This is a genomic window from Alkalimonas collagenimarina (assembly GCF_030717845.1).
Lineage (GTDB): Bacteria > Pseudomonadota > Gammaproteobacteria > Enterobacterales > Alteromonadaceae > Alkalimonas > Alkalimonas collagenimarina.
Genome location: NZ_JAUZVZ010000017.1, coordinates 30896 through 56459, shown reverse-complemented (window position 1 = coordinate 56459; position 25564 = coordinate 30896). Strand labels below are relative to the sequence as shown.

Below are 25564 nucleotides of genomic sequence, written 5' to 3'. Positions count from 1 at the left end.
TGTGACAACGACGAGTTTACAGGAACAAGCGATGACCAAGCCCCCCATCGCAAAAAATATCACGGACGGCAAAAAACCAATCACCTGGTTAGACAACCCGCTCACCTACTTGCGTCAGTGCTATGACCAATACGGTGATATATTTAGGATCGGCTCGGAGAAAAGCTCAGTCACTGTATTGGCCGGACTCAAGGCCAACCAGCTTATGAGTACTGAGAGCAAGGACTTTTTAAGTTCAAATGCATTTTGGTCAGAGACGCTCGATGAAATGAATTGCCCGCACTCATTTATTGGCGTAGATGGTGATGTGCATCGCTATCAGCGCCGTTTGATGGCACCGATGTTTTGCAAAGCCTCTTTGAAAGACAACGTCGGCGAGTTTGCAAGAACATTCCGAGAGATTTTAAGCACTCGGTATAGCGAGCCATCAACACGACTTTGCCCGTTTCTGCGCCACACTTTGTCAACACAGATAGGCTATGCGTTACAAGGTTATGCCCCCACTCCTGAAGAAGTGGAGGCATTGATCGATTATCAAGCGACAGTCATGAATGCGTGCTCCTTTAAGCGTATCTCAAAAAGAGTGCTGACCTCACCTGAATATCTACAAGCGAAGAAAACCGTTCATGAGCTGGCCGATCGGATCATTCACAATAAGCAAGCCGAGCATGCAAAAGAACGTTATATTGATGTGCTGATCTCACAAGGGCTTAAGAATAAACCGCAGTGGTTCACACCCGGAGATATACGTAATCACGCTATCATCCCGTTTCTTGCGGGTATTGATACGGTGACCTCTGCCTTAAGTTTTGCGCTGCGAGAGCTCTTACTCAACCCCGATATTCGACAAGAGTTACAACAAGAAGTCGCGCAGTTAAATCTCAATGAGCCCGATCTGTCGGTGATCAACGACATGACCAAAATCAATTTGTTCACCAAAGAGGTCATGCGTTTATACCCACCTGCATTTGCAGTTTACCGTGTTGCAACCAATGACTTTGCGTTCAATGGCTATCAAATCAAACAAGGAGAGACCTTGATCTTTTTCTTGTCAGCTTGTCACACTGACGCACGCTATTTTAGCGAACCCTATACGTTTAAATTACAGCGATTTGCCGATCCTGATGTTGGATCGCAAGCCTATGCCCCCTTTGGAAAAGGCCCACACACCTGTATTGGAGCGGGTTTATCCAACATTATTTTGCCGCTCAACCTCGCCACTATCCTGAAGTTTGCAGATTTTAAGTACGAGGGCAATATTGCGGATCTGGCACTGGACTACACCAAACCTTCTCTGTCTCTTGACCCGGATTTTGCCTTGAGCATTACGCCGCTTGCACACCACCAAACTGCATAGGGCACGGTTATGTATCCACATCTTTGTCAATTGGCGTTCACCACCAAACACCCCCATCTATGCCGCCGCTTTTATAAAAAGCTGCTGGGCTATCAAGACAGTGGGGAGCGCGCGGTACACGGCATTGCCGCCGCCCGCATTTTCAGATGTAAAACAGTGCGAGCACAATGTTATTGGCTCACTGGCGACGACCCGTTTTTTCAATTGGAGATCTTTCACTTTGAACAGCCCCATTCGACAGATAACACAGACAATATGCTAACACGCGGCTACAATATGCTGTTTATTGAGGCACCATCCCTTGATGAGATCTGTCAAGATCCGCAACTTGCTCCCCATATGCGTCAAATATGCCGGTATCATGAGCAGGGCACCGAACACCTGTTGGTCAGAGACATTGATAATAATATCTTGGATATTTTTTCCAGTTCGACTTCGCGAACCCTGACTAAGCCAACACTTCGCGGGATTGGGGCCACCGTGAGCGATTTGGACAGCGAAGTTGCGCACTTCACTAAGGGCTTTGGTTTATCTGAATGCACGACACCTGCGCATTTTGATCCGCAATTTAAACGCTTGTCTGAGCAGACGCAACACAGTGAAATGACACGACGAAGTAAAGCACTGGTATGCGGCAGTTATCACTTACAGCTCACCCAATATAGCGATACTTGTGCCCATCACACGAAGGCCCCCACAGATCAGGGGGTGCTCAATATTGCCCTCGGCATTCGAGAGCACGCTGATTTTGCGCCCCTGTACCAAAGTCTATTGGATGCGGGTTATCAACCGTTATGTCTGCCGATGGGCGATGCGATATCCAATAGTGCATATGTGCACAGTGCCTCACTCTCCGTCGAGCTACTGCAGCTGCCCACGCACATTCAGGCCAGGTGGGGGTTTCCGGCACTTGAGTCTGTACCGGCCTGAATTAAATCGCAGACTGGACACCTGGCTGAGCAACGGTGCGTATCGCAGTCACAGAGTCTATCAGGGTCTGCACTAAATCGATGCGATATGGATCACAAAAATCCCGCTTTAACTTACTGTCATCAAAGCGGTGCTCAATACCTAAGAACTTGTCCAGGTAAGCCGTCGTTAACCCCGTGTTGTGCGCCGCTAAGGCGTACACCATCGCACCCTTTAATTCACGGCGCGGCATCTTATACATAGGGAAATGCTGTGCGACAACGGCGGCAATGCCCAACAACGAAATTGACTTACCCGGCAATAAGTAACGCCCCTCGACAGCAGGATTGCGCAAAGCTTCCACATATATTCTCGCAACATCGCGCACATCGGCAATGCTGTAATACAAGCGAGGACAGCCACTTGCGCGTGCATTAAGTAAATTACGCAATATGGAAATACTGGAATCTTGGTGCGCCCTGGCAGTAAACGGCCCCATCAAAACAGATGGGTTAAATCGCACCAGTGGGGGGAATGCACCCGATGTATCCGCTTCATGCTGGGTCTTTAATAACCGCTCAGCCTGTGTTTTAGAATAAAAATAGGGCTCACTATTGGCTTTACTATCATTATTCCAGTCACTTTCGTCATATAGGTGATCGCCGCCAACATCCGAACGAAATACCGCAGCCATTGAAGAGCTATACACGACTTTTTTCAAATGTGTGCAGCGCTTCACGCTTTGCAACATATTGTCGGCACCTATGATGTTCGCATCCTGGTGTGTGTGTGGCACATCGACATCTCGGGTAAACCCCAGTGCCGTCGTTGCCGCACAGGCAATCAAAAAGTCGCTGCCTGCCAGGGCGGCATCTAAACTATTTGGCACAGTAAAATCAGCGCGCATCACCTCAAGCGTATCTGCGCCATGTGCCAGTGCCAGCTGGCGCAGATGCTGCGCCCCCTCACTTGCGACCTCTCTCACCGAGGCGATTACCCGGTAACCTTGTGAAAGCAACTCAGCGACAACATGTGTCCCTAAATAGCCACTTGCCCCCGTAACACATACCGTTTCACGCACAATTACACTCCTTCTTGTTTGCTTATTTTTGACACTCTGCTTGTGCCAGCCTGACGAGTCAGCCCTCTGATCTTACTCTCATACCAAGCGATGCTCATATGTTCCCCTTGCGGATCTCTCGGTAAGGTCAACCCGCTTTGTGTATCGGCGAGCACCAGTCTGGCAAACTTGGGATCGACGACCAAAGCCCGCGCAACCCCCACAAAATCCGCAGCGCCGCTCTGTAAACATGCTCTCATCCCCTTGGCGCTTCGGAACCCGCCCGTAACAACCAGCGCCGTGTTAACCTGAGTGCGAATTTGCTTGGCATATTCAAAAAAATAAGACTCCCGCGCCTGGGTGCTGTCTTTCATCTTCCCCATCATGACCGGGTTCTCATAGGTGCCGCCAGAGATCTCTATTTGGTCGACCCCCATATCATCCAACATTCTGGCAACCTCCATTGACTCTGTTTCACTAAACCCGCCCCGCTGAAAGTCTGCCGAGTTGAGTTTTATGGCCACCGGATAATCCGGGCCAACGGCAAGGCGAATTGACTCATAAATTGCCACTAAGATGCGCATCCGGTTTTGCAAACTCCCGCCCCACCTGTCTGTACGTCTATTATGCAGTGGTGAGAGAAACTGACTGATCAGATAGCCGTGGGCTGCGTGGATCTGTACACCGCCAAAGCCCACTTGTTTACACAGCGCTGCGCAGCTTGCAAACTTGTCTATCAGGGCCAGGATCTCCTCGTCTGTCAGTGCCCGTGGCAAATTAAAATGGCGCGCAAGGCCATTGCTCAAAGGCACCACAGAGGGGGCCACGGGTTGAGCACATAACTGGCTAATAATTTGCTTCCCGGGATGATTGATTTGCGCCCAAAAATGGGTGTTATTTTCACTGCCCGCAGCGGTCCAGCGGAGAAAGCTGTCCAGATCACTGTGTTGGTCTAACACCACATCCCTTGCCCCGGACAGGGCCGCCCTATCAATCATAATATTGCCAGACACTGAAATACCAATATCTCCCTCTGCCCATAAACGATATAAGGTCACTAACTTATCAGTTGGATTATGATTTTTATCACCTAACTGTTCACTCATCGCCGATTTAAAAATGCGGTTTTTAACCACCACAGAATCGGAAAAGGCATACCGCGCAGCGAGCATATCCGGTGCACTGTCTTTCATAAACGCCTCCACGGGCAGCCGCTCACCTACCCGGTTATTATTAAAAATCCCTTGTTGATATGGGTATGGTTAGTCTCGACATACCTGCAACAACACTTGTGCTCTTAGCCCTGACGCGCTGGAGTGCAATGCAAAGTACTCCCCATGAGTCGTCGCTGAGCTGGCCATATAATCGACCAGGTTAATAATCGAGTCGGCAGAAAAACAATGTCCAAATCGCGCGATATTGTCCAGATAGAGCTGTGCTTTGCTGACGCCAATACAGCCCTCTTTGAGGGTGATCACCGGCATGTAAAGGTTGTTGCTAAAGACTTTGCTAAGGTCGCGAATAGTCAGGTGATTACGCGCCATTAATTGTTGTGCTGTGATGGTAAATAGCGGCGTATCGTCGATGTCTTCCCCCGCCAATTTTAACTGTAAGTGTGCATTGATCTGAGAATCCACAATATCCAGCCCGTCTTCAGGCATCTGGCTCAACGCCTTTTTACTGGACACCATAAAACTTGCTGCACCATCACTAAACAGCGCGTAATCTTGAAAGCGATGCTGCTCATCACGGATTTTATTACTGGTGACCAGCAAAATGTGCTGATATTTACCACTTTCAATAAAGTCTCTGGCCATATCTAATACTGACAGTAGATTCGCACAGTCAGAGACCGTAACACCCATTGGGAACGCGCGCTCCATCCCCAAAGATAGCAGCAGCTGGCTATACGACAGGGTTTCATCCAATGGACTAAAATCGGAACTACAAATGATCACAAGGTCAACCTCTTGTGCCTCCACGGGTGCTACGGCAAGTGTCTGCTGCATAGTATCAAATGCCATTTCGAATATCGTTTTGGCTGACGTGCGATACCCTCCCCAAGCAAACAGCTTGGGCATATTTGGCAGTCCATGTTCTGCTAACACACTGTGAAAAACTTCAACATCATCATATTGGTGCTCCACTTCTCCCAGGAAGTATTTGACAGAATGTAAACAGGATAGCCTCATCATATTTAAACCTCTAATCCTTAAAATATCGTAACTTGCCCCTGCACTATGACCACGTTTGGCAGCAACGAGGGGCACTCTGTTCATGTCATGTTTTATATTGAGTCTGCAAACTGCGCATTTAAGTGATCTGCAAACGCTCGAACAGTTGGGTTTTCGAGCAGCCAAACCGGTTCGATCTGCATACCCAAGTTTTTACTTAAACGCGAAGAGATCTGCATAGCCGACACAGAGTCCATACCATAGTATTGTAATGATTCATCAACCGAGATCTCCTCGACTAGTAACGCGTGTTTTACGGTGTCCAGGACAATTTTTTGGATGTCGCGTTGCTCCCCCTGTGGCTGCTCAGTCGCTGACTCAGCGGCAACTTTACGCACGGCATCCTCAGTACTCGCTTGGCTTTGGCCAAACAAGATCCCATGCACTTTTGCTACTTGGGCATCGCTGAAGTGATTGACATCAAACTGAGCTAACATGCCAACCATTGCATCCTTCATTGCCCCTTTGTCGCCGTCACTCAGGTATGACGGTTGTGTCGACCACTCACTCAAGAGCTGTTCAAGTTGCTTCGACTGGGGTGTCACAGTGTCTTGCATATCGACGCCAAAGAAGTGCTTCGCTTTGTCTTTATCAGAGATCCCGACAAACCCGACCACGGGCTCGGATAAATTCAAACTCTCACAGAACATTGGCATCGCAGCATCCATATCGATGGGGACCATACCGTGTTTTTGCATGACATCCATTCGCGCAGCTGGCATATATCGGTCTACGCTCCATCCAGCCCAACATTGTGATATTGCTCGACCAGAACGTCGCCCTTGTGCTGTCAGGCCATTTCGATAGCGTGCAAAACTATTTTGGAAGGCCGCCGAATAACCGTAATCCGTTCCGCCGCGCAAGCCAAAAGCGGCAATCGACGAAAACATCACAAAAAAGTCCAATGGTGCCTCGGCGAGGCACTGATCCAGATTAACCGTACCTGTGACTTTTGCCTGTATCGTGTCGCTAAATTCCTGCCAACTTTTCGCTACCAATAGATTATCGTGCACTAACCTTGCCATATGCACCACACCATGGATCGCTCCCAATTGTTGAGTAACCTGATCCAGGGTATGCTGCAGTGCCAGTTGATCACAAATATCCACCGCATAGTAATGGATGCGCCCTTTGTATTGGTTGAGCTGCTCGCACAGCGCTCGCTGTTCATCGTCCAGCACAGAGCGCGACAGCACGACAAAGTTGGCCTGCCAGGTTTTCACCAGTCGTTCACATAACAAACGACCAACAGGACCAAACCCGCCTGTAATGAGGTAGGTTTTTCCAGCCTCAAAGGCGACCGGCTCAGCCCCATTCATTGAAGCCCCGAAAGCCTCATCTTGGTGGTATTCAACATGTTGCTCTACGTGGCGCATCCCTTGCTGATACTGCACTTTTTTAACCGCTTTGTTGACGCCATCGCTCTGTAATACCTCTTGTAGCAACATTTGTTGTAAGGTTTGCTGCTGAGAACGATGCTGGATCAAAGTAAAGCGATAGCCTTCATTTTCTCGATTCACGGATTCATAAAATCCGGACATCGCATCAAGATACGCTTGGCTGGCAGATCTGTCTTCATAGATATAATACACTTCAACAGCCTGATGCCAATTACTTTTCATCGTGGTTTTGAGTAATCCAAATAACCCCTGCAAGCCTGTTTGCGCTTGTCGTGCGCTGTCGTCTAACGTATCTATACATAAAATATGATCAGGCAATGACGCTAACGAGTCCATGACTGCGGCTTGCTGATAGGACAAGCAGGTTAGCGCTGGAACATCGACCAGCCCGGCTTTATCACACACTTGATTGAGTAACTTAGCCAACGCCGCTGTTTGCGGCTCATTTCCTAACAGATACAGGGTTTTACCCGCCAGTTTCGCCACGGCTTTATCCCATGAAGCCACGGCATCAAAGGGAACTGGGATATAATGAGGCTGTGTTAACAGCCAAGAAAAAGGCTGCGCATTGGACACAGGAGCCGGCTCAGCGCCAGTATCGTCTCCCCCCTCAGAGGCAGGAGCCCAATATTTTTTCTGCTCAAAGGGGTAAGTAGGCAAAGGCACTCGGCGGCGCTCTGTGTCTAAAAATAGACGGCTCAATTCAATGCGATACCCTTGGACAAACAGATCAGCGATGATACGCAATGCATCATACTGCTCCTGTGCACTTTGGCTGCTCGTAAAGCGCTGTACACACTCGTTGCTATATGCCTGTAGTGATAATTGTTTTTTAAACGCTTTTCTATCAAATTGCGCATAACTGTAGGCGGGGTGCTCTGTGCCTTCGATATATGCCGTTAAGATCTGTGCCAATTCTTGCTGATCACGGGCAACCCACGCCAGGCGGTGTGCACAGTGCTTCCGACCATTGAGTAAGGTAAAGCTCGTTGCTGCCAGATCAAGTTCGTGACTTTGACTGTGTGCAAGGAGTTGTTTGGCCATGGTCACCAGTTGGGGCTGTGACTGTGACGACAAGATAAATAAATACTGTGCGCGCTGCGGTTGGACATGCCCGGTGATCGGCGCTTCTTCAAGCACCAGGTGTGCATTGGTACCACTGAATCCAAATGAGCTGATCGCCGCTGTTCTTGGCTTGCTCACAGGCTGCGCCCACGGCATGAGTTCAGTATTTACGTAAAATGACGTGTCGCCAAAATTGATTTTCGCATTGAGCTTCTCATAATGAATTGTCGGAGGTAGCTGACGATGCTTTAACGCCATTAAGACTTTGATCGCACTGGCAACGCCAGCCGCTGTGATCGCATGCCCCATGTTGGATTTTATTGACCCTAAAGCACACGCGTTCGCTGGCTGAGCGCTGTCACTTTGAAAGCTCGCCTTGAGACCCTCACTTTCAATTGGATCCCCTAAACTAGTACCTGTACCGTGGGCTTCGATCAACTGAATATCCTCAGGTGCAATGTTAAAACGACGGTGGACCTCTTTTATCAGCTTTTGTTGCGACTTTGCGCTGGGTGCTGTGATGCCATTGCTGGCACCATCTTGATTGGTACCACTGCCTTTAATGACACCATGGATATGATCGCCATCCGCCAGGGCATCCGCTAATCGTTTGAGTATTAACACACCGACCCCTTCAGCGGGCACAAAGCCATCCGCTGCGGCATCAAACGTCTGACAGCGGCCACGTTTAGACAGCATGTTGGCACGATCCGCTTGCAGATAGAATTCAGGGGTTGATTGCACAAACACCCCACCTGCCAGCGCCACATCAAGTTCGCCAGACCACAACCCCTGACATGCTAAATGGATCGCAACCAGAGAGCTTGAACAGGCCGTATCTACCGCCACGGCAGGACCCATCAGGTTTAAGTAATAAGATAAACGCGCCGGTGTGATAGAGCTGGCATTTCCCCAAAATGCCTGAGCAGGGGCTTCTTGCGACAAAATATTCTTATAGTCACCGCTATTACAGCCAACATACACACCCGCTTTTTCACCAAAGTTGGGGTCGCCAGCATAACCTGCATCTTCAAGCGCTTTCCAAGACTCTTGTAAGAACAATCGCTGCTGTGGATCCATATAGGTTGCTTCTGTCCCGGAGATATTAAAAAACCCGGGATCAAATTGATCGATGTGACTAAGAAAGCCCCCTTGCGCACAAAAATCAGCGGATAGTCCTGCGTATTTTGACATATCCCAACGTGTTAATGGCGTCACCAGATCAACTCGGTTGGCAATATTGTGCCACAGCGCATCCACACTCTCGGAGCCTGGAAAACGGCCACTCATTCCCACCACCGCGATCGCCTCATCTGGGTACTCACGCCAAGCTGGCGCATCTTGCACATCATGTTTAGGCGTCTGCTGAACGTCATTGGCCGAAGGCATCAGATCATTATCCGAAGCGGTTTGAACCGCTTGCGCATCGTCAGCACTGCTCGCCTTTACTGCGATGCCGAGTCTTGGATAGCTCGTCAAAATATGGTCCGCTAGCTGGTGTACTGACACATAATCAAATAACACGGTGGTACTGAGCTCAATGCCCAACTGCTGGGAAATTTGTTGTGCCACACCGACCCCAGAGATCGAGTCCAAACCATAGTCCGCAAACCCTTCGTGGGGATCAATGTCAGCCGCAGGCACTTTCAATGCATCGCACAGCGCTTGTGTGATCACCGCATAAATTGCAGCTTGCTGCGCATCATCCGCGACCTTTGACTGGCTGCTCTGCGCCGCTGCCCACTCTGGTGGCGCTGATGTCGATACTGTTGCTTCGGTGATGTCAGGGTTTTGTGCCAATATATGCTGACAGAGCTGCTCCACATTGACGTGGTCGAATAACACCGTGGTGTTGAGGTCAATGTTTAAATCATTGGAAATGGTTTGCGCCACACTCACACCCGTGATGGAGTCTAGCCCATAATCCGAAAAGGCTTCCGTTGGTTCAATCACCTCTGGCGGCACTTTCAATGCATACGAGAGCGCACGCGTGATAACGGCCATCACCTCAGCGTGATCAACTTGCCACGAGTGCCCGGGTGCTGCGCGACTCATCGTTGGCTTGACGTGGGGTATATCATTTTCAGCCTGGTCTGATAACAAAGACACCACATACTGTGCCAGCTGCTCCACATTCACATAGTCAAATAGCGCCGTCGTATTCAGATCCACCCCCAACTCAGTGGAAATGGTTTGCGCCACATTAACGCCCGTGATCGAGTCCAAGCCATAATCCGAGAACGCTTCTGTGGGGTCAATGGACTCTGTTGGCACTTTCAAGGCCGCCGAAAATGCCTGCATGATCACTGAGTTTACCTGTGTCAGCGCATGTGCAGTTTGCCCTGAACTGGCACTGGCCGCAGGCACAGTCTGTGCTGCCTGCTCTGTCGGTTTACCGACACCTAAAGGAAGCTCTGTGCTACCTGCCTGCCTGGGTAGAATATAATTGCCATCACTGATCGCAATGACAATTTGCTGACCCATGCCATGAGATTGTGGTGCGGGGAAGTAGCTTTGGCTAAACCCTTGTGCAGCCAAACAATGTTGCCAGCCTGATGAGGATAACCCTGGCGAATACGGCATTCGCAAAGCGGCGTCCTGATACAGCCACCAACCATCTAACAAACCAAAAGTCAGATGGCTATATACAGAGCGCTCGCTCAGTTCATTGAGGATCAATACGCCATTTCGTTTGAGCAGTGCTTTGGTGTGGACCAGTGTCGTACTGATACTCTTAGTGGCATGTAATACTTGTGCTGCTATCACAATATCATAACTGCCTGTATTCACCCCTTGCGCCAAGAGGGGCTGTTCGATGTTGAGCAACTGTGTTTTGATAAATGGAAAGTCTGCCACATAATGGGTTTGTGCATGATTGAGAAATGCCTGTGAGACGTCGGTGTAACAATATTCAGCGATCTGTGGCGCAAAAGGTCGCAGCTTTTCTAACAAACCAGCGGTGGTGCCGCCCGTGCCGGCACCGATCTCCAGTATTCTCAAGGTGCGACCATGCCCCTGTTGTTGCCAGGCTCGAATAGCAGCACATACAGTCAATGCGACATCATGGTTAAAGTAGTCCGACACCTCATTGTTTTTGTACACCCCTTCGACCAAAGCCATGGACGACTGAGGGAACATAATATCGGTGGCTTTTAGCTTACCCGTGATGATGCCAGGTATGGCCGTAACCATGGCATCCAATAGCGTCGCTTTAGCCGCGATTAGATTATTGTCCTGGTTATGCTGGCAATATTGTTTCCAGCGCTGCCAACAGGTGTCCGCATTAAGTGCCTGCACTGGCTGCAATGAGAGCAACTGCTGCCCCGCTTGTTTGATCCATCCTGCTTGCTGTAATAACTCCACACTGTAAGTCAACCACTGACTAAACATCGTCGAATGAAACGCATTTAACCCCAGTCTTTGTATGCTGCCAACCAGATCGGACATGCTCACCTCTGAGCCATGGTTCATAGCAAAGATTCCCGCAGCACGTAGTTGCACGGCTAACAATGGCAGCAAAGCGTCAGCTAGGGCTTGACTGGCTTGCTGATCTAATTGTTCAAGGTGACTGAGGGCTTGTTGACGCGCAGTGCCTGCTTGGTAGGCCAAGTTAAATTCAGCCTGAATATCCGGTAATACATCAGGCAGCGCCTGAGCACGTGTGATCTGAGCGTGCTCGTTCACGCCGCCTACCTGCGCCCCGCTATCCACACGAATAAATCCAAGTTGTGGTTCATCACTGCTCAGCAAGTGATGAATAGCCGCCATGGCAGGCGCTGGTTGGATCGATAATATCCCAGCTTGCTCCATTCTCTGACGATAAGACGCATCACTAACCGCGCCGACATCCCCCCAATACCCCCAGTTGATCACGCTCACCTTGCATGACCAATGGCGGTTTATTTGTGTCGCGAAGACATCTTCAAACACCGATCCTGTGGCATAGTTTGCTTGCCCTGGATTGCGTGTAAAGGCAATTAAGGATGAGAAAAACAAAGCAAAATCTAACGATTCTGCCTTAAATGTTTGTGCCAAGCACAGGGATATATCCACTTTGGCACTTAAACAACCGAGGAACTCATCCTGTGACATTCTGGCCAAACTGCGATCTTGCAGCACCAATGCTGAGTGCACGACCCCATGAATGTGCGAATGGCGTAACTTAATTGCATCTAACGCGTCACGCATCGCAACGGGATCACTGGCATCCGCGCACAGATACCAGGGCTTAGGGCCATATTGTGCAAGACGTTCTATGGCGTCGCTGATCGCGCTATCTTGCTCACGACGGCCAATCCAGATCACATGGGATTGATGAGTTTTAATCATCATTTCACTCCACACCTGACCTAAACCGCCCGCGCCGCCAACAACCACGTAAACCCCCCCATCGCGATAGGGCTCATCCGACACACTCGGTGGCGTATAAGAGTATAGTTGTTGGATAAACCATTGCCCTTGTCGGTAGGCTATCGATACGCCATCCGTAGCTTGCTCAATACGGCTCAGCGCGTGTATTGGCAAGCCGCTGATAAAATCGCTATCCACAGCCGTGACTTGCCAGTTTTTATACTCTTTGGCCAGACAGCCAAATAGGCCATGTAAGCTCGCATAAGCGGGATCTGCACCTTCACCCGGCAAGACCGAAAAGGCATGGATCGTAACCAGTTTGATATCAAGTGCACGATTCGCATAACCACTCTGTAGCAACGCCTTGATAAAATTAAAACACAACAATGCGCTCCCTTTTTGCATACTGCTGAGCTTAGTGTATGCAAGGTCTAAATCATGACCTGACGCCCTCTCATAGTCCAGTTCAACATTGGCAGCTAAACACACGATTTCATCAAATTCGCCTGCATGGGTGATCTTGTTGACGATGTCCTCGACAGAGTAGCTCTCTTTGAGCGCAATGCTTGTCCCTTTGTTATATTGCAATACGCTGAGCGCTTTTGAGTAGTCTCCCAGCTCCACCACTAACGTATTGCGTTGCGTATCGCGACTTTCATGCTCAGCGGCAACGGCGACCGTTGTCCAGCGCGGTATCAAATATTGATCCCACGCTTCGTGCTGGCTTGCTACCCTTGACGTCGCGCTCTGGCTTGCGCTGATTTTGGTCATATTGTCCTGCTCATCTGAAGGCGCGTGATGGACACTACCCGGCCCATGATATGGCATCACTGCTAACTGTTTAAATTGCACGCTTAGTTCACCTGTGTTATTGAACACCTCAATATCAAATTGATGTTTTGCCCCCTTGTTATCCCGGCGACACAGCACCCACATAGTGGGGCTGAGCGCTGCGTGGATGAGCACTTGCTGACAGGAGAACGGCACCATCAAACGTGGATCCGCATCTTGTATGTAAAATGCTTTGATTGATTGCAAAGCGGCATCCATCAGGCCCGGATGTAAAGTGAACGTACGCAGCTGGTCTTGCTGCGTCTGCGCAAGCGCGATACTGGCAAGTACCTGAGTTGGCGTGACGTACAGCGCTTGAACCAAACGGTGTGTCTCACCATAAGTAATGCCGTGGCGCGCAAATTCCGCATAAAAACCAGCAGGTGCCATGGCGCGTGCACTGTCCTTTAATTGCTGTAAATCGGGTTGTTTATTGCCACCAGAGCGGTCGTCCTGTGACCCCGGTTGATGGATGTTTAGCTGCGCACTCATACACAGTGCGCCGTTATGTTGCACCATAAACTCAATGTCGTTGTTGCTGTCTTTGGGTGTCAGGGTCATATCAACTCGCCCCCCCTGTTCACCCACGACCACAGCGCGGCGCCAGATAATATTTGACAGCGAGAGACGGTTACTATCGCTGAGTTGACTGACGTCTTTGGCAGCTTGCACCGCCATTTCCAGATAGGCCAAGCCCGGCAGAACTTTTTCGCCACTCACTTGATGGTCGCGCAGGAACCACTCCTGGCCGTTAAAATCGTTTTCATAACATACGCCCGCAAAATTGGATGTATTACGCTGTAACAACGGATGCTGGTGTGGCGTCACAGGCGCAAGCTGTGGTGCATCATCACAAATTGATGTGTACCAATATGAGTCCTGCTTAAATGGATAGGTCGGCAAAGACACGCGGCGAACCTGCTGGTGTGCAAACCACAGTGCCTGGGGATCCACACTGTGCCCCAAGCACCAGTCGAGCAACCAGGGATAGGCGATAAAGCCTGAAACGACTTGGTCTGGCGCTTCGCGCGCCGCTTTGATATTTGCACTGAACACGCCGGTTACGGCCTGCCCACCTTGATACGATTTGAGCTTCTCAACCAACTCTGTGCGAGAACTGGCAATGATCACCAAACGTTCTTTGAGTGCTTTGCGTCCCACTTGCAGCGTATACGCGATATCAGCAAGCGTAACTAAGTCAAAATGCCCCGCTGCAAACCACGCTAAGAAATCACTGACCAAGGTACTCAACTGCTGAGGCGTTACAGCAGAGAACATATATGGCAGCACCACATCACGGTCATCAGCGGCACTTCGGGCAGGTGCGGGATACTCTTCAAGCACAATATGTGCGTTTGCCCCCCCGGCACCAAACGAAGAGATACCGGCGCGATAAGGTAACATGGTGCCACCCAGCTGCTGGTGAGGCCAATCTTCATAGTCGGTTTGTAGTTGCAGCAAAGAATGCTCAAAATCAATATTTGGATTCAGTGTTTGAGCGTGGATTGATGGCACTAATTTTTGATGCTTCATCTGCAACAGCACTTTGCTCACACCAGCCACCCCTGCCGCACCCTCACAGTGTCCAATATTCGATTTTACAGAGCCGATCCGGCAGCTAAATGGTGCACTGCTCATGCCATTAAAGGCTTTTTCTAACCCTGAAATTTCAATCGGATCGCCCAGCGATGTGCCTGTACCATGGGCTTCGATATAGCCAAGCGTGGTCACATCCACACCGGCACTGGACAGGGCACGGCTGATCACCTCAGCTTGCGCATTGGGGCTGGGCACAGTGTAACCATTGGTTTTACCCGCGTGATTAATCGACGATGCTTTTATCAGGCCATAGATGTGATCATTATCCCGTAACGCCTGTGAAAGTGGCTTCAGGATCAGCGCACCACACCCCTCGCTGGGCACATAGCCATTGCCATCCGCGGCGAAGCTCTTACAACGCCCTTCTGATGAAGCAAAGTTACCCTGCGCCAGGTTTAAATATTTATTCGGGTGCAGATTTAAGTTAACCCCGCCAGCAATCGCGGCATCACAGTGACCATTGAGAATGCTTTCACACGCTAAATGAATTGACGTCAATGACGCTGAGCACATACTGTCGACAGCCAAACTCGGTCCCGTAAAGTTGAGACTAAATGACACCCGATTGGCTATTGAGGCTGCACTTGCGCCCAGTGAAATCGGTGTGCCGTGCACACCTTGCTGCGCGCCGTAAAGTTGATATTCCGAATACATGACGCCGACAAATACACCCACTTGTTCACCCAGCGGGTTGGCACCTGGCTGAGCGCAATAGGTATCGGCATAACCAGCATCTTCTAACGCGTGATAGGCACACTGCAAGAATATACGCTCCTGCGGATCCATAAACTCCGCATCATGGGGAGAGATATTGAAGAATAAGGGGTCAAATTCATCCACTCCATCAATAAAACCGCCCCATTTGCTGTATGTTTTACCGAGCACCCCTTTGCGCTCATCAAAGTAACGGCTGTGATCCCAACGCGAGGCCGGTATCTCAGTAATGGCATCAACACCTTGTACGAGATTTTGCCAAAACTCATGGAGCGAACTCGCTTTGGGATAGCGACCTGCAATACCCACGATGGCAATGTGTTCTGGTTGCGCTGGCAATGCCGTGTTTTCCGCTTGCTGCGCTTCTTTTTGTGATGCGGCGCAGTGCTGAGTGAGCTCACCGTCAATGCTTTCTCCCTCCGTCGCAGCTGTACGAGCGTCCACATCAGTTGTGGGCGCAAAGTGCGCTTGCAACTTGTCAGGGTAATGTTCTGAGATATATTGGCTGATCTGGGCAATGCTATTGTATTCAAAAAACAGCGTTTTGGGTAAACGCCCACATATCTTCTCAAGCGCACTCGTCATACTCACCACCATCAGAGAATCAATGCCGTAGCGCTCAAAATGCGCCTCACTGGTAATGTCCTCCAGTGCGATATCGGTATGTTGCTGCACCAGTTCACGCAACAGCTGCGCAACATTGTCAGTGAACTGTTGCGTCGCCACTGGCGTGTGCTGCTCTGAGCTGACTTGCGCACTTGAGTTGGACAGCTCTGGGCTCTGCTGAGGGTGATCAGTTGGGTGATTAAGATACGCATTTAGCTCGTCGAGAGAGCGTGCGCTATACAGAATTGCTTTGTCGATACTCTCACCTAACTTTGCACTGAGCCGGTCGATTAGCGCGCTCCGCTGTGTCATATCAAAACCGTACTCATCAAATGCAAGATGCGTGTCCAGCTCATGCGCTGCCACACCAGTCAATTCACAGCTCTGTGCTATCAAAAAATCCATTGTCTGATCAGACGATTGGGGCTCAGATGGCGCGTTGAACAGCGCCCGGATCCGCGCGCTGACACCATGCATGACAAACACATTGTCGTGTCGACCCTGTAAGACTTGGTAGAGCGTTTGCAGGCCTTCTTGCGGCGCCATCGTGCTCATCCCCCAATCCTGGTGCATGCGCGCAAGGGTCGGCGCATCAATTGCCATCCCCTCAGTGCCCCAAATAGGCCAGTTGATGGACACAGTACGACCTCTGCGTTCACCGCGCTGAGATAACTGATTGCGATAAGTCGCATACCAGTCCATAAACTTATTGGCAGTGGCATAATTCCCCTGACCCACGTTCCCCAGTACGGCGCTCACAGAAGAAAACAGCACCAGGTGTTCAACATCTAAATGCTCGGTGGCGATATCCAGGTTCACCACGCCAGCAGTTTTTGGCTGGTATGTCTGGTGCAAATGCGCAGGTGCCATATAGGCCACCAGGCTGTCACGCGTCACCCCGGCACAGTGCAATATGGTGATACGTTTCAGCGCATTTTTGTGGGCAGCAATAAAGGTATTGAGTGCACCCACTTGCGTCACATCGACACTGTGATAAGACGCGTGACCACCAAGCCCGTTGAGTTGAGCTATCTGCTGCTCAGTCTGCCTGTCCGCTTGACGCGACCCCAGTAAGAAAATACGTGCGGTGCGCGCATGCTGCACAATATCTTGTGCAATTGCATAGCCAATCCCGCCCAAACCGCCGGTGATCAGGTATACCGCATCATCACGCCACGGACTCAAAGGCGTTGCAACTGGATCCATTTCTGTCCAAGTCTCTCGGTATAACGTGTTGTTTTTATATAGCAAATACGCTTCACCCTGATGCTTAGCAGCGACATGACACAGTCCACTAATGTGTGCCTGGCTGGGTGGCGCAGTCCCTTGTCGCGCTGCGAGGTCGATAAACTGGCAATGAAATCTCGGATCTTCCAGTGCGATGGTTTTTAACAACGCGGATAAGCTCGACGTAACCGATGTCAGGATGTTTGCATCATCTTCAGCCATCGGTGCGACGGCGACCACTTGCAAGCGGATCTCAGTCAGATGTTTTTGCTGTATAAGCAACTGCAAAATAGCCAGCAAGCAGGTCGAATACTGCGCCAAAGTCTTGTCAAAGTCCTGATGAATAGCGCCATTAAATTGCCCGCACACTTGCTGCAATTGTGCCTGACACGACGCAGAATCGGCGCCGACCTGGATTTGCACTTGGCCCTCATCCAAGACCACAATCAACTGCGCTTTATCCAGTGTAACACGGTCACTCGGTGCGAAACTCACCGTACGCGCTGTCGGTTGTATCGCGCGGCTAAACTGTAACGTTTGCCCGTCCTGCGCCGCTGACACAGGCACCTTGTCCGGTGAGGGAGAGGTCGGTACCATGGCTCGAAAACTCAACCCGGTCATGCTCGCAATCAATTTTCCATCTTCGCTAAACACTTCAATATTCACTTTGTGCACACCGGCGTGCGCACTGAGATCGGAATGCAGGTTGATATGTGCGCGCACAGTGCCATTGAATGCACCATAGATCCACAATTGCTCTAGCGCAATTGGCACCAGTGCCTCGTGAATATGACAACTGCGGGCAATCAGGACAGCAGCGGATTGCAACACCCCATCAAACATACCCGGTTCAATCATCATCTCTTTTTGTGTCACGCTTTGTTCCGGGTGCGCCACAATATCCGCCACCCCGTGCGTGCCTGAGAGGGTCAATTGTGAAACCCGCCTAAACTGCACACCATACGCAATCTGGCACTGTTCAAAATACGCATAGACAGACTCAGCAGATAACACCAGCGACCCGCTTTCAGGGCGTTCAGGCTCAGCACGACTCGATGGCGCAGAAGATGTTTCCAATTGCACTTCTCCGCTACAATGCGTCAGTGGCTCGGCTTGCGCTGAGCTCGTAACACTGTTGACTTCAAATCGCGTGCAGGTTTCATCACGAGACAGGTCAATGTGCACTGTTTTTGCGGGCTCATCGAGGATAAAAGGTGTCAACCATCCAATGTTGTTCATCACCAGTGTTTGTTGCTCAACGGGCTTCGTACCGTGCGTTGACATTGACAGCGCCGCACGCACCATTTCAACCATACTGACACCGGGTAATATCTTTTTGCCATGGATCACATGTTGTTGTGAAAAGTAATCCTGGCCGTCAAAGTGACTGACAAAACGCTGCTGCAAAAAGGTAGACGCGTTGTGATGCACTAATGGGTGAAGAGTGTTGGCCCGCTGCTGCACAGCCGCGCTGCTTTTGGTTTCACCTGGGTTATCTATCCAAATAGTCTTGCGTTCAAAAGGGTAGTCAGGCAGTGTGATTACCCGGGCTGCACTGTGCTGAAATAGCACTGAAAAATCACATGCCTCGCCCTCGCTGTAGAGCTGCCCAAGCATAGCAAGGGCTTGCTGATAAAGCTCATGATTTTGCGCAGTGATCGCTTTGTTCAGTGAGTCCATTGCAAACTGTGCGTAGCCTGGTCGCGCCGCGCTGGCAGTCACTGACTGAATATTGTCGTAAACCTGCGCGCCCGGCTCACGGGCTATCCACTGCTTTAGGGTCTGCTCAGCCTGCGCCAGACTTTCAACCACACACGCAAAGCGGTACTCAAAGTGAGACCGTCTCAGCAATAGAGAGTAACTCAGATCCGCACAACTGCTGACAAGCCCTCTTTGTACATGTACCAGGAGATCTTCAACGCGGCGACTGAGCTGCTGCGCCGTCTTTGCCGACAAGCAGAGTAAGTAATGGGTTTGTGTCGCTTCTGTGGGCGGCAATTCGGGCGCTTCTTCAATCACTAAATGGGCATTAGTGCCGCTAAACCCGAACGAGCTGATCGCCGCAGCTCTGGGGCGCTGCCCATGCGACTGCCAGTCCGACAGCTCGGTGTTGACATAAAAAGGGGAACCATCAAATTGGATCGCGGGATTCCCCGTGTTGTAATGCAGCGATGCGGGTATTTTTTTATGTTGTAGCGACAGCAATATTTTACACAGGCCGGCCATGCCCGCAGCCGTCGCGGCATGTCCTAAATTGGTTTTTATCGATCCTAATGCACTCCAGGCGGTGTGCTTGGAATAGTGGCGATATGCGCGGCTTAAGGCTTCATATTCAATGGGATCGCCTAAGCGAGTGCCTGTGCCATGGGCCTCAACCAATTGGATGTTTTCTGGATTAATATTGAAATTGTCATAGGTATCTCTGATCAGAGACTCTTGAGACATCGAGCTTGGCGCGGTGATCCCATTGCTGGTACCATCTTGGTTTATACCGCTGGCTTTGATCACGCCATAAATTCTATCTTTGTTGGCAATGGCATCACGCAATCTTTTGAGCACAACCACCCCGACCCCTTCGCCGGGTACAAATCCATCGGCACGCTCATCAAAGGTATAACACTTGCCAGACTTAGACAGCATATTGGCGCGATTAGACTTAAGATAAAAATCTGGGGTGGATTGCACAAATACCCCACCGGCAATGGCAATATCGACGTCGACATGTCGCAAGCTCTCACAGGCGTGATGGATAGCGACCAATGAGCTTGAACACGCGGTATCAATCGCGATGGCCGGCCCTTTTAGATTCAAGTGATAAGATATTCTGGCAGGTATAATGGACGGCGCATTGCCCCAAAAAGCCTGCGCTAACGGCGCATCGTCAAACAAGTGGTCGTAATCTCCCTGCTCGCACCCCACATAGATGCTGACCGCTTCACCATCTAGGCTTTGCTCGCTGAGCCCGGCATCTTCCAAAGCGTGCCAGCAGGTCTCCATAAACAGCCGCTGCTGCGGGTCCATATAAGTGGCTTCTTTGGGAGACAGGTTAAAAAAGCCAGGATCAAATTGATCAATACGCGTCAGCAATGCTCCCGTATCACAATACTCACTCGGGTCAGTATCCGGATAATATTGCGCCAAATTCCAACGCCGCACCGGCTCAACCAAATCTTCGCCCCTTTCCAGTGCAGCCCATAGCGCGGATACATTGTCCGCTTTACCAAAGCGACCGCTCATGCCAACAATGGCGATATCGTCATCGGATGATGCCGCAGGCATGCTTGCTGGTGCACGACTCTGTAGCTCAGGCTGGTTTTGAGCCGCCCCCTCATCATCTGTGCTCTCATTCTGAGCAATGTGCTTTTCGGGCAACTGCGAGGCAATGTGGTCAACCAGCCGTGTGATATTGGTATAATCAAATAAACATGTGCTGTGTAAAGTCAGTGACAGTGCCTCATTCAAAGCCTGAACGACATTCACGCCCGTAATAGAATCTACCCCATAATCCGCAAATGACTCATCGACTTGAATGTCATTCACACTGTATTTTAAGGCATCCGCGATGACCTGCTTGATGGTGTTTTTCAGCTCTGATACGCTGTGCGCCTGCGTGGCCACAGGCTGCACATTGGTCTCAGTCTCATCCTTTATACTTGCGCCATCCGTGTCAATGTTGGCCGCAGCAGGTGGCGGTTGAGTGTCTGCGGATGGCTGTGTTTGCGCAAACTGTACGCCATTGCTTTTGGCAACAATAATTTGTTGACCCAGCGGATGTGCGCTCAGCTGTGGAAAAGCCACATCATGGTACCCCTCTTGCTCTAGCGCTTGTTTCCAGCCAAGTGATGTCAGCCCCGGACATTCGGGGATCCTGATCGCGGAATCCTCGTGTAACCACCATCCTTCGAGCAGGCCAAAGGTCATATGACAAAAGATGGAATCTTCGGATAATTCATTTAAGATCAAAACGCCGCCAGCTTTCAGCAGCGCCTTGGCATTTCGCAACGTGTTGCGAATATTTCGCGTCGCATGCAACACATTCGTTGCGATCACCATATCATAACTGCCGCGCTCCACTGCTTGCTCGTCGACTGGCTGCTCAACGTTAAAAATCGCCGTTTTCAAAAACGGGTTGTGCGCTTGATAGTGCGTGTGTGCATGCATTAAAAAAGCGCGTGAAATATCGGTATAGCAGTATTCTTCTACCTGATGTTGCACGCCTTGCAAGGTCTCGAAGATCAGCGCACTGGTGCCCCCAGTGCCTGCGCCTATCTCTAATATGCGCGTTTTTTTCCCGTGCATAAAGCCGTGCCGGATAATATGCGAAACCACATCCGCCACCAAACGGTTAAAGTAATCCGATACCGGATTATGTTTATAAATGCCTTCCAACAGGCGCATGGAGGACTCAGGAAACATGACCTCAGTCGCCCGTTTTTCTGCGCTGAGAACGGCTGGTAGTGCCGATAAAGTCGCGTCGAGTAACCGGGCTTGTGCCGCCGTAGCAGGATCCGCGGTCCAGTTTGCACACGCCTCAGCCCACTGCGTTAAGATCCGCTCATCCGTCGCAAGTTGTCGACCTTGTTCGGTGATAGACAATCCGCACTGTGCACCTTGCTCAGAGGTCTGATAAGCAAGCATGCCGCGTTCACACAGTAAATTGATGGCCTTGTGTAACCAAAGCTGGAGATAAGAAACGGTTTGCTCTGCGCGCAATTGCTGCAAACGCTGCTGGAGTGCTTGCAGAGTCAAATCCGAACCGTCAAACAGGCCGCAGCGGTAAAGTTGGTACCACATATATTGGATGGTCAATTCATCTGCCGCACGAAACGTCAAGCCACCGCCCAGTTCAGGCCCAGCCGGCAACAAAAAGCGATTCAAATCACTGAGTTCCAGTGCATCACGACGCGCCACGGCATCAACGTAACAGCGCTGTTTTAGGTCGGTATTTGGCAGGTTAGCCGATGCCGTCAAGGCGTTAATATACGCCACTTGATGAAGCTCTGAGCGCATTACGGTTTCAAGGACTGCCATCGCATCGGTGATGGTTAAATCCCCCACCCCGGATTTGGCACGCCAATATTGGAACATGTCAGAGTCAGCCAGTGCCCCCTCAGCCGTCCAGTATCCCCAATTGATGGTTTTCACCTGAAACGGTACTACCCGTTGTAACGCATTTGATAAGGTGTCTTGAAACATGCTCCCTGCCGCATAGTGGCTTTGCTCTGCAGCGGTGATAAAGCTATTGATCGATGAGAAGTTCACCAAATAATCCAGCGATTCATATTTTAATAGCCGGGCAAGGTTCACACTGCTCTGTACTTTGGCATCATAGACGGCGGAAAAATCATCAAAGCTCATATTTTTAAAGGCGCAGGCCTTAAAAACCATCGCGGCATTGATCACGCCATTGACCCGACCAAACTGCTTGAGAATCGTGTGGTAGGCCGTTTGCAAAGCACCATACTCTGTGACATCGGCTTGCACATACTGCAATGTCCCCCCCTCTTTGCGCAATTGCTCGATAGATGATTGAATTTGCGGATCCAAAGCTCTGCGGCCCAGCCAGACAATATGCACATTTTGCTGTTTGAGCATATATGCTGTGACAGCGCGACCAATTCCCCCTGCCCCTCCCACGAGTACATACACGCCACCAGGGCGACATAACACAGACTCCTGCGCGGTTGTTGATAAGGTATTCGCCCATTTGATCGGCACAAACTGACGCACGAGCCACTGTCCATTACGATACAGATGGACCCCGTCAACACGTCGCTGTATGTCACCAATGATCTGTAGCGGCCACTCAGTGTCATTCCCCACATCAAACAAGCGTACATTCAGCGCCGGATACTCCTTGCTAATACTGCCAAGCATGCCCACCAGAGGTGCGTGCTCAAAAGCAATATCTTCTGGCAGGTCTTTATCTTGTTGCATCAGCAATGTCACACAGGATGGTGCAACCGACAGCCCGTGTAAGACAAACTGTAGCCATTGAAAACAGACCTGCACTGCGCGGTTCTGAGCGCCGCCAGGGACGTCATCACCAGCCATCGGTGGGATCCAAATGACATGGCTGATGTGCTGTGAGGCTATCTCAGCCAATGCCTTATCCGGCGATTGCTGCGCGTCAAAAAAATAGACCCTGTCATGCAGTGCTGACAGTGTCGTTTGTTGCGATACATTCGCCCCCACCACACAAACAACCCCCTCGTGACACACCGTGCCGGTTTGGCTGCTCGCTACGTCATTTTGAAGCTGTGGTTCAAGTGGTACCCAACGCGGTACAAGCGCACATTTTCCGACGCCCGCAGCCATATTCTCCCCCTGCACTACGCGGTGCACAGCCAATTCTGGTGTCGCCTCTGTTGGCGCATACAGTGCTTGGTTGTCAGCTTCAGGTAGCAACTCAAACCAGCACGGTGATGGTTCGAAGGCATAACTGGGCAAGCTGATATGCTGCGTCAGTTCAGGGATAACCTGGTGATGGTCAATGTCCATCCCCTGTAGCCATTGCGCCGCCTGGTCATACACAGGCGCCTCTCTCTGGCGCTCGCGATGAAAAGGCTTACCATATGCCTGCTCAGCAACCGCCGCGATGGCATCTTGTAAATTTTCCAACAAGGCTGCTTGTGAGCTCGCTATCACCACAACACGTTTACTAAAGTGCGTGCGATGCCTATACAAGTTGGCACTGAGCTGCGCTAACGCCAACGTAGTTTGACGTGACAACCAAGCGTGCATATTGGTCAGTTGCGCCTGCAAGCTGGCCTCAGCTTTGGCTGAAAACACAAATATATGTGGTGATTGAGCCGCTTCTTGCGGTGATGGCTGCGCCCTTGCGGGGGCTTCTTCAAGCACAATATGTCCATTGGTGCCACCAAAACCAAATGCACTGACGCCTGCACGTCGCGGCAGCAAGTAACCTTGGCTATCGGTGCGCTGTTGCCATGGCTGGGTGTTTTGCAGCACATAAAACGGCGAGTCATCCAAGGTGATGCGCGGATTGAGCGATTTAAAATTCGCCAACCCTGGTAGTACACCGGCGCGCATGGAGAGTAACACTTTGATGATCCCAGCGATGCCCGCAGCCGCTTCAAGGTGACCGATATTGGACTTGGCCGAGCCAATGGCACAGTACTGAGTATCGGTGCTGTGTTGGAATGCGTGCTGGAGTCCCTGGATCTCTATCGGGTCGCCTTTGGGTGTCCCGGTGCCATGGGCTTCGATGTAGGTCATCGTATCTGGGGTCACCTGGGCATTGTGCATCGCACGGGAGATAACCTGGGCTTGGGCTTGATAGCTAGGGTAGGTCAGTGTATGGGTCTTACCACAGTGATTAACGGCCCCCCCTTTTATCACTCCGTGGATCTGATCGTTGTCGGCCAGGGCAGCCGCTAAGGGCTTTAACAAAATGAGTCCCGCCCCTTCGCTGCGCACATAACCATCAGCGCCCGCATCAAATGATTTGCTCTGGCCGCTCGGAGACAGCATCCCAGTTTTTGAAAATGATATGTGTCGTGTGGGCGTCAGGATCAAGTTGATACCGCCAGCCAGCGCCAAATCTGTCTCTCCTAATTGCAGGGATTGCATGGCACTGTGTACCGCGTTCATTGATGCCGAACACGCCGTATCCACGGTCACGCTGGGACCATTAAAATCATAAAAATGCGAGATCCGATTGGCGATAATAGCATTCGCGGTGCCCGTCGACTGATAGGCCTCAATGGGTCGATCATGTTTTTCTAACAGCTCCTTATAATCAAAGTTAAACGCCCCAATATACACCCCCACGTTTTGACCAGCCAGCGATTGCGGTACCACTCCGGCATCTTCCATACATGCCCATGAGAGTTCCAGCATGATCCGCTGTTGCGGATCCATCGCTTGTGCCGTGGAAGGGGAAATACCAAAAAAACGGTAATCAAAGCAGTTCACTTTGTCGATGAACCCACCCCATCGAGAATTGCTCTTATTGACTTCAACGAGTGGATCACCATCATAATGCCTCCAATCCCATCTGGTATGTGGAATATCAGAAATACAGCTTTTCTGAGCCAAAAGGTTTTCCCAATACTGATGATAATTTTCAGCCTTGGGAAAGCGGCACGCCATACCAATAATTGCGATATCTTTATGTGAAATTGTCGACATTCTTATTATCCTTGAACACTCGTCTCATCTTTAAACTACAGGGTTGTGTGCCGTAATT

General features: G+C 50.6%; 6 protein-coding genes. 2 read left to right on the top strand and 4 right to left on the bottom strand.

Going from position 1 to position 25564, the window contains the following annotated elements:
* Nucleotide 1 precedes the first annotated feature (1 nt).
* Nucleotides 2-1357, top strand: coding sequence for a cytochrome P450 (locus Q3O60_RS12280; protein WP_305894236.1), 1356 nt, complete (start codon nucleotides 2-4; stop codon nucleotides 1355-1357).
* A gap of 9 nt (nucleotides 1358-1366) precedes the next feature.
* Complete coding sequence (locus tag Q3O60_RS12275; RefSeq protein ID WP_305894235.1) at nucleotides 1367-2287, top strand: hypothetical protein; 921 nt, start codon at nucleotides 1367-1369, stop codon at nucleotides 2285-2287.
* Between the two features lies 1 nt (nucleotide 2288).
* Here the strand turns inward: Q3O60_RS12275 and Q3O60_RS12270 are convergent, their stop codons facing one another.
* The 4 genes from Q3O60_RS12270 to Q3O60_RS12255 all read right to left on the bottom strand — a co-directional run bounded on the left by Q3O60_RS12270 (nucleotide 2289) and on the right by Q3O60_RS12255 (nucleotide 25506).
* Nucleotides 2289-3347, bottom strand: a complete 1059-nt coding sequence (locus Q3O60_RS12270) for an NAD-dependent epimerase/dehydratase family protein (protein ID WP_305894234.1) — start codon at nucleotides 3345-3347, stop codon at nucleotides 2289-2291.
* Nucleotides 3348-3349: 2 nt separating this feature from the next.
* Nucleotides 3350-4519: an NADH:flavin oxidoreductase/NADH oxidase family protein gene (locus Q3O60_RS12265; protein ID WP_305894233.1), complete on the bottom strand. Its 1170-nt coding sequence runs from the start codon at nucleotides 4517-4519 to the stop codon at nucleotides 3350-3352.
* Nucleotides 4520-4588: 69 nt separating this feature from the next.
* On the bottom strand, nucleotides 4589-5605 hold the full coding sequence (locus tag Q3O60_RS12260; RefSeq protein WP_305894232.1) for a hypothetical protein: 1017 nt from the start codon (nucleotides 5603-5605) through the stop codon (nucleotides 4589-4591).
* Between the two features lie 8 nt (nucleotides 5606-5613).
* The gene (locus Q3O60_RS12255; protein WP_305894231.1) at nucleotides 5614-25506 is read right to left on the bottom strand and encodes an SDR family NAD(P)-dependent oxidoreductase; all 19893 of its coding nucleotides are present in this window, start codon (nucleotides 25504-25506) and stop codon (nucleotides 5614-5616) included.
* Nucleotides 25507-25564: the final 58 nt, after the last annotated feature.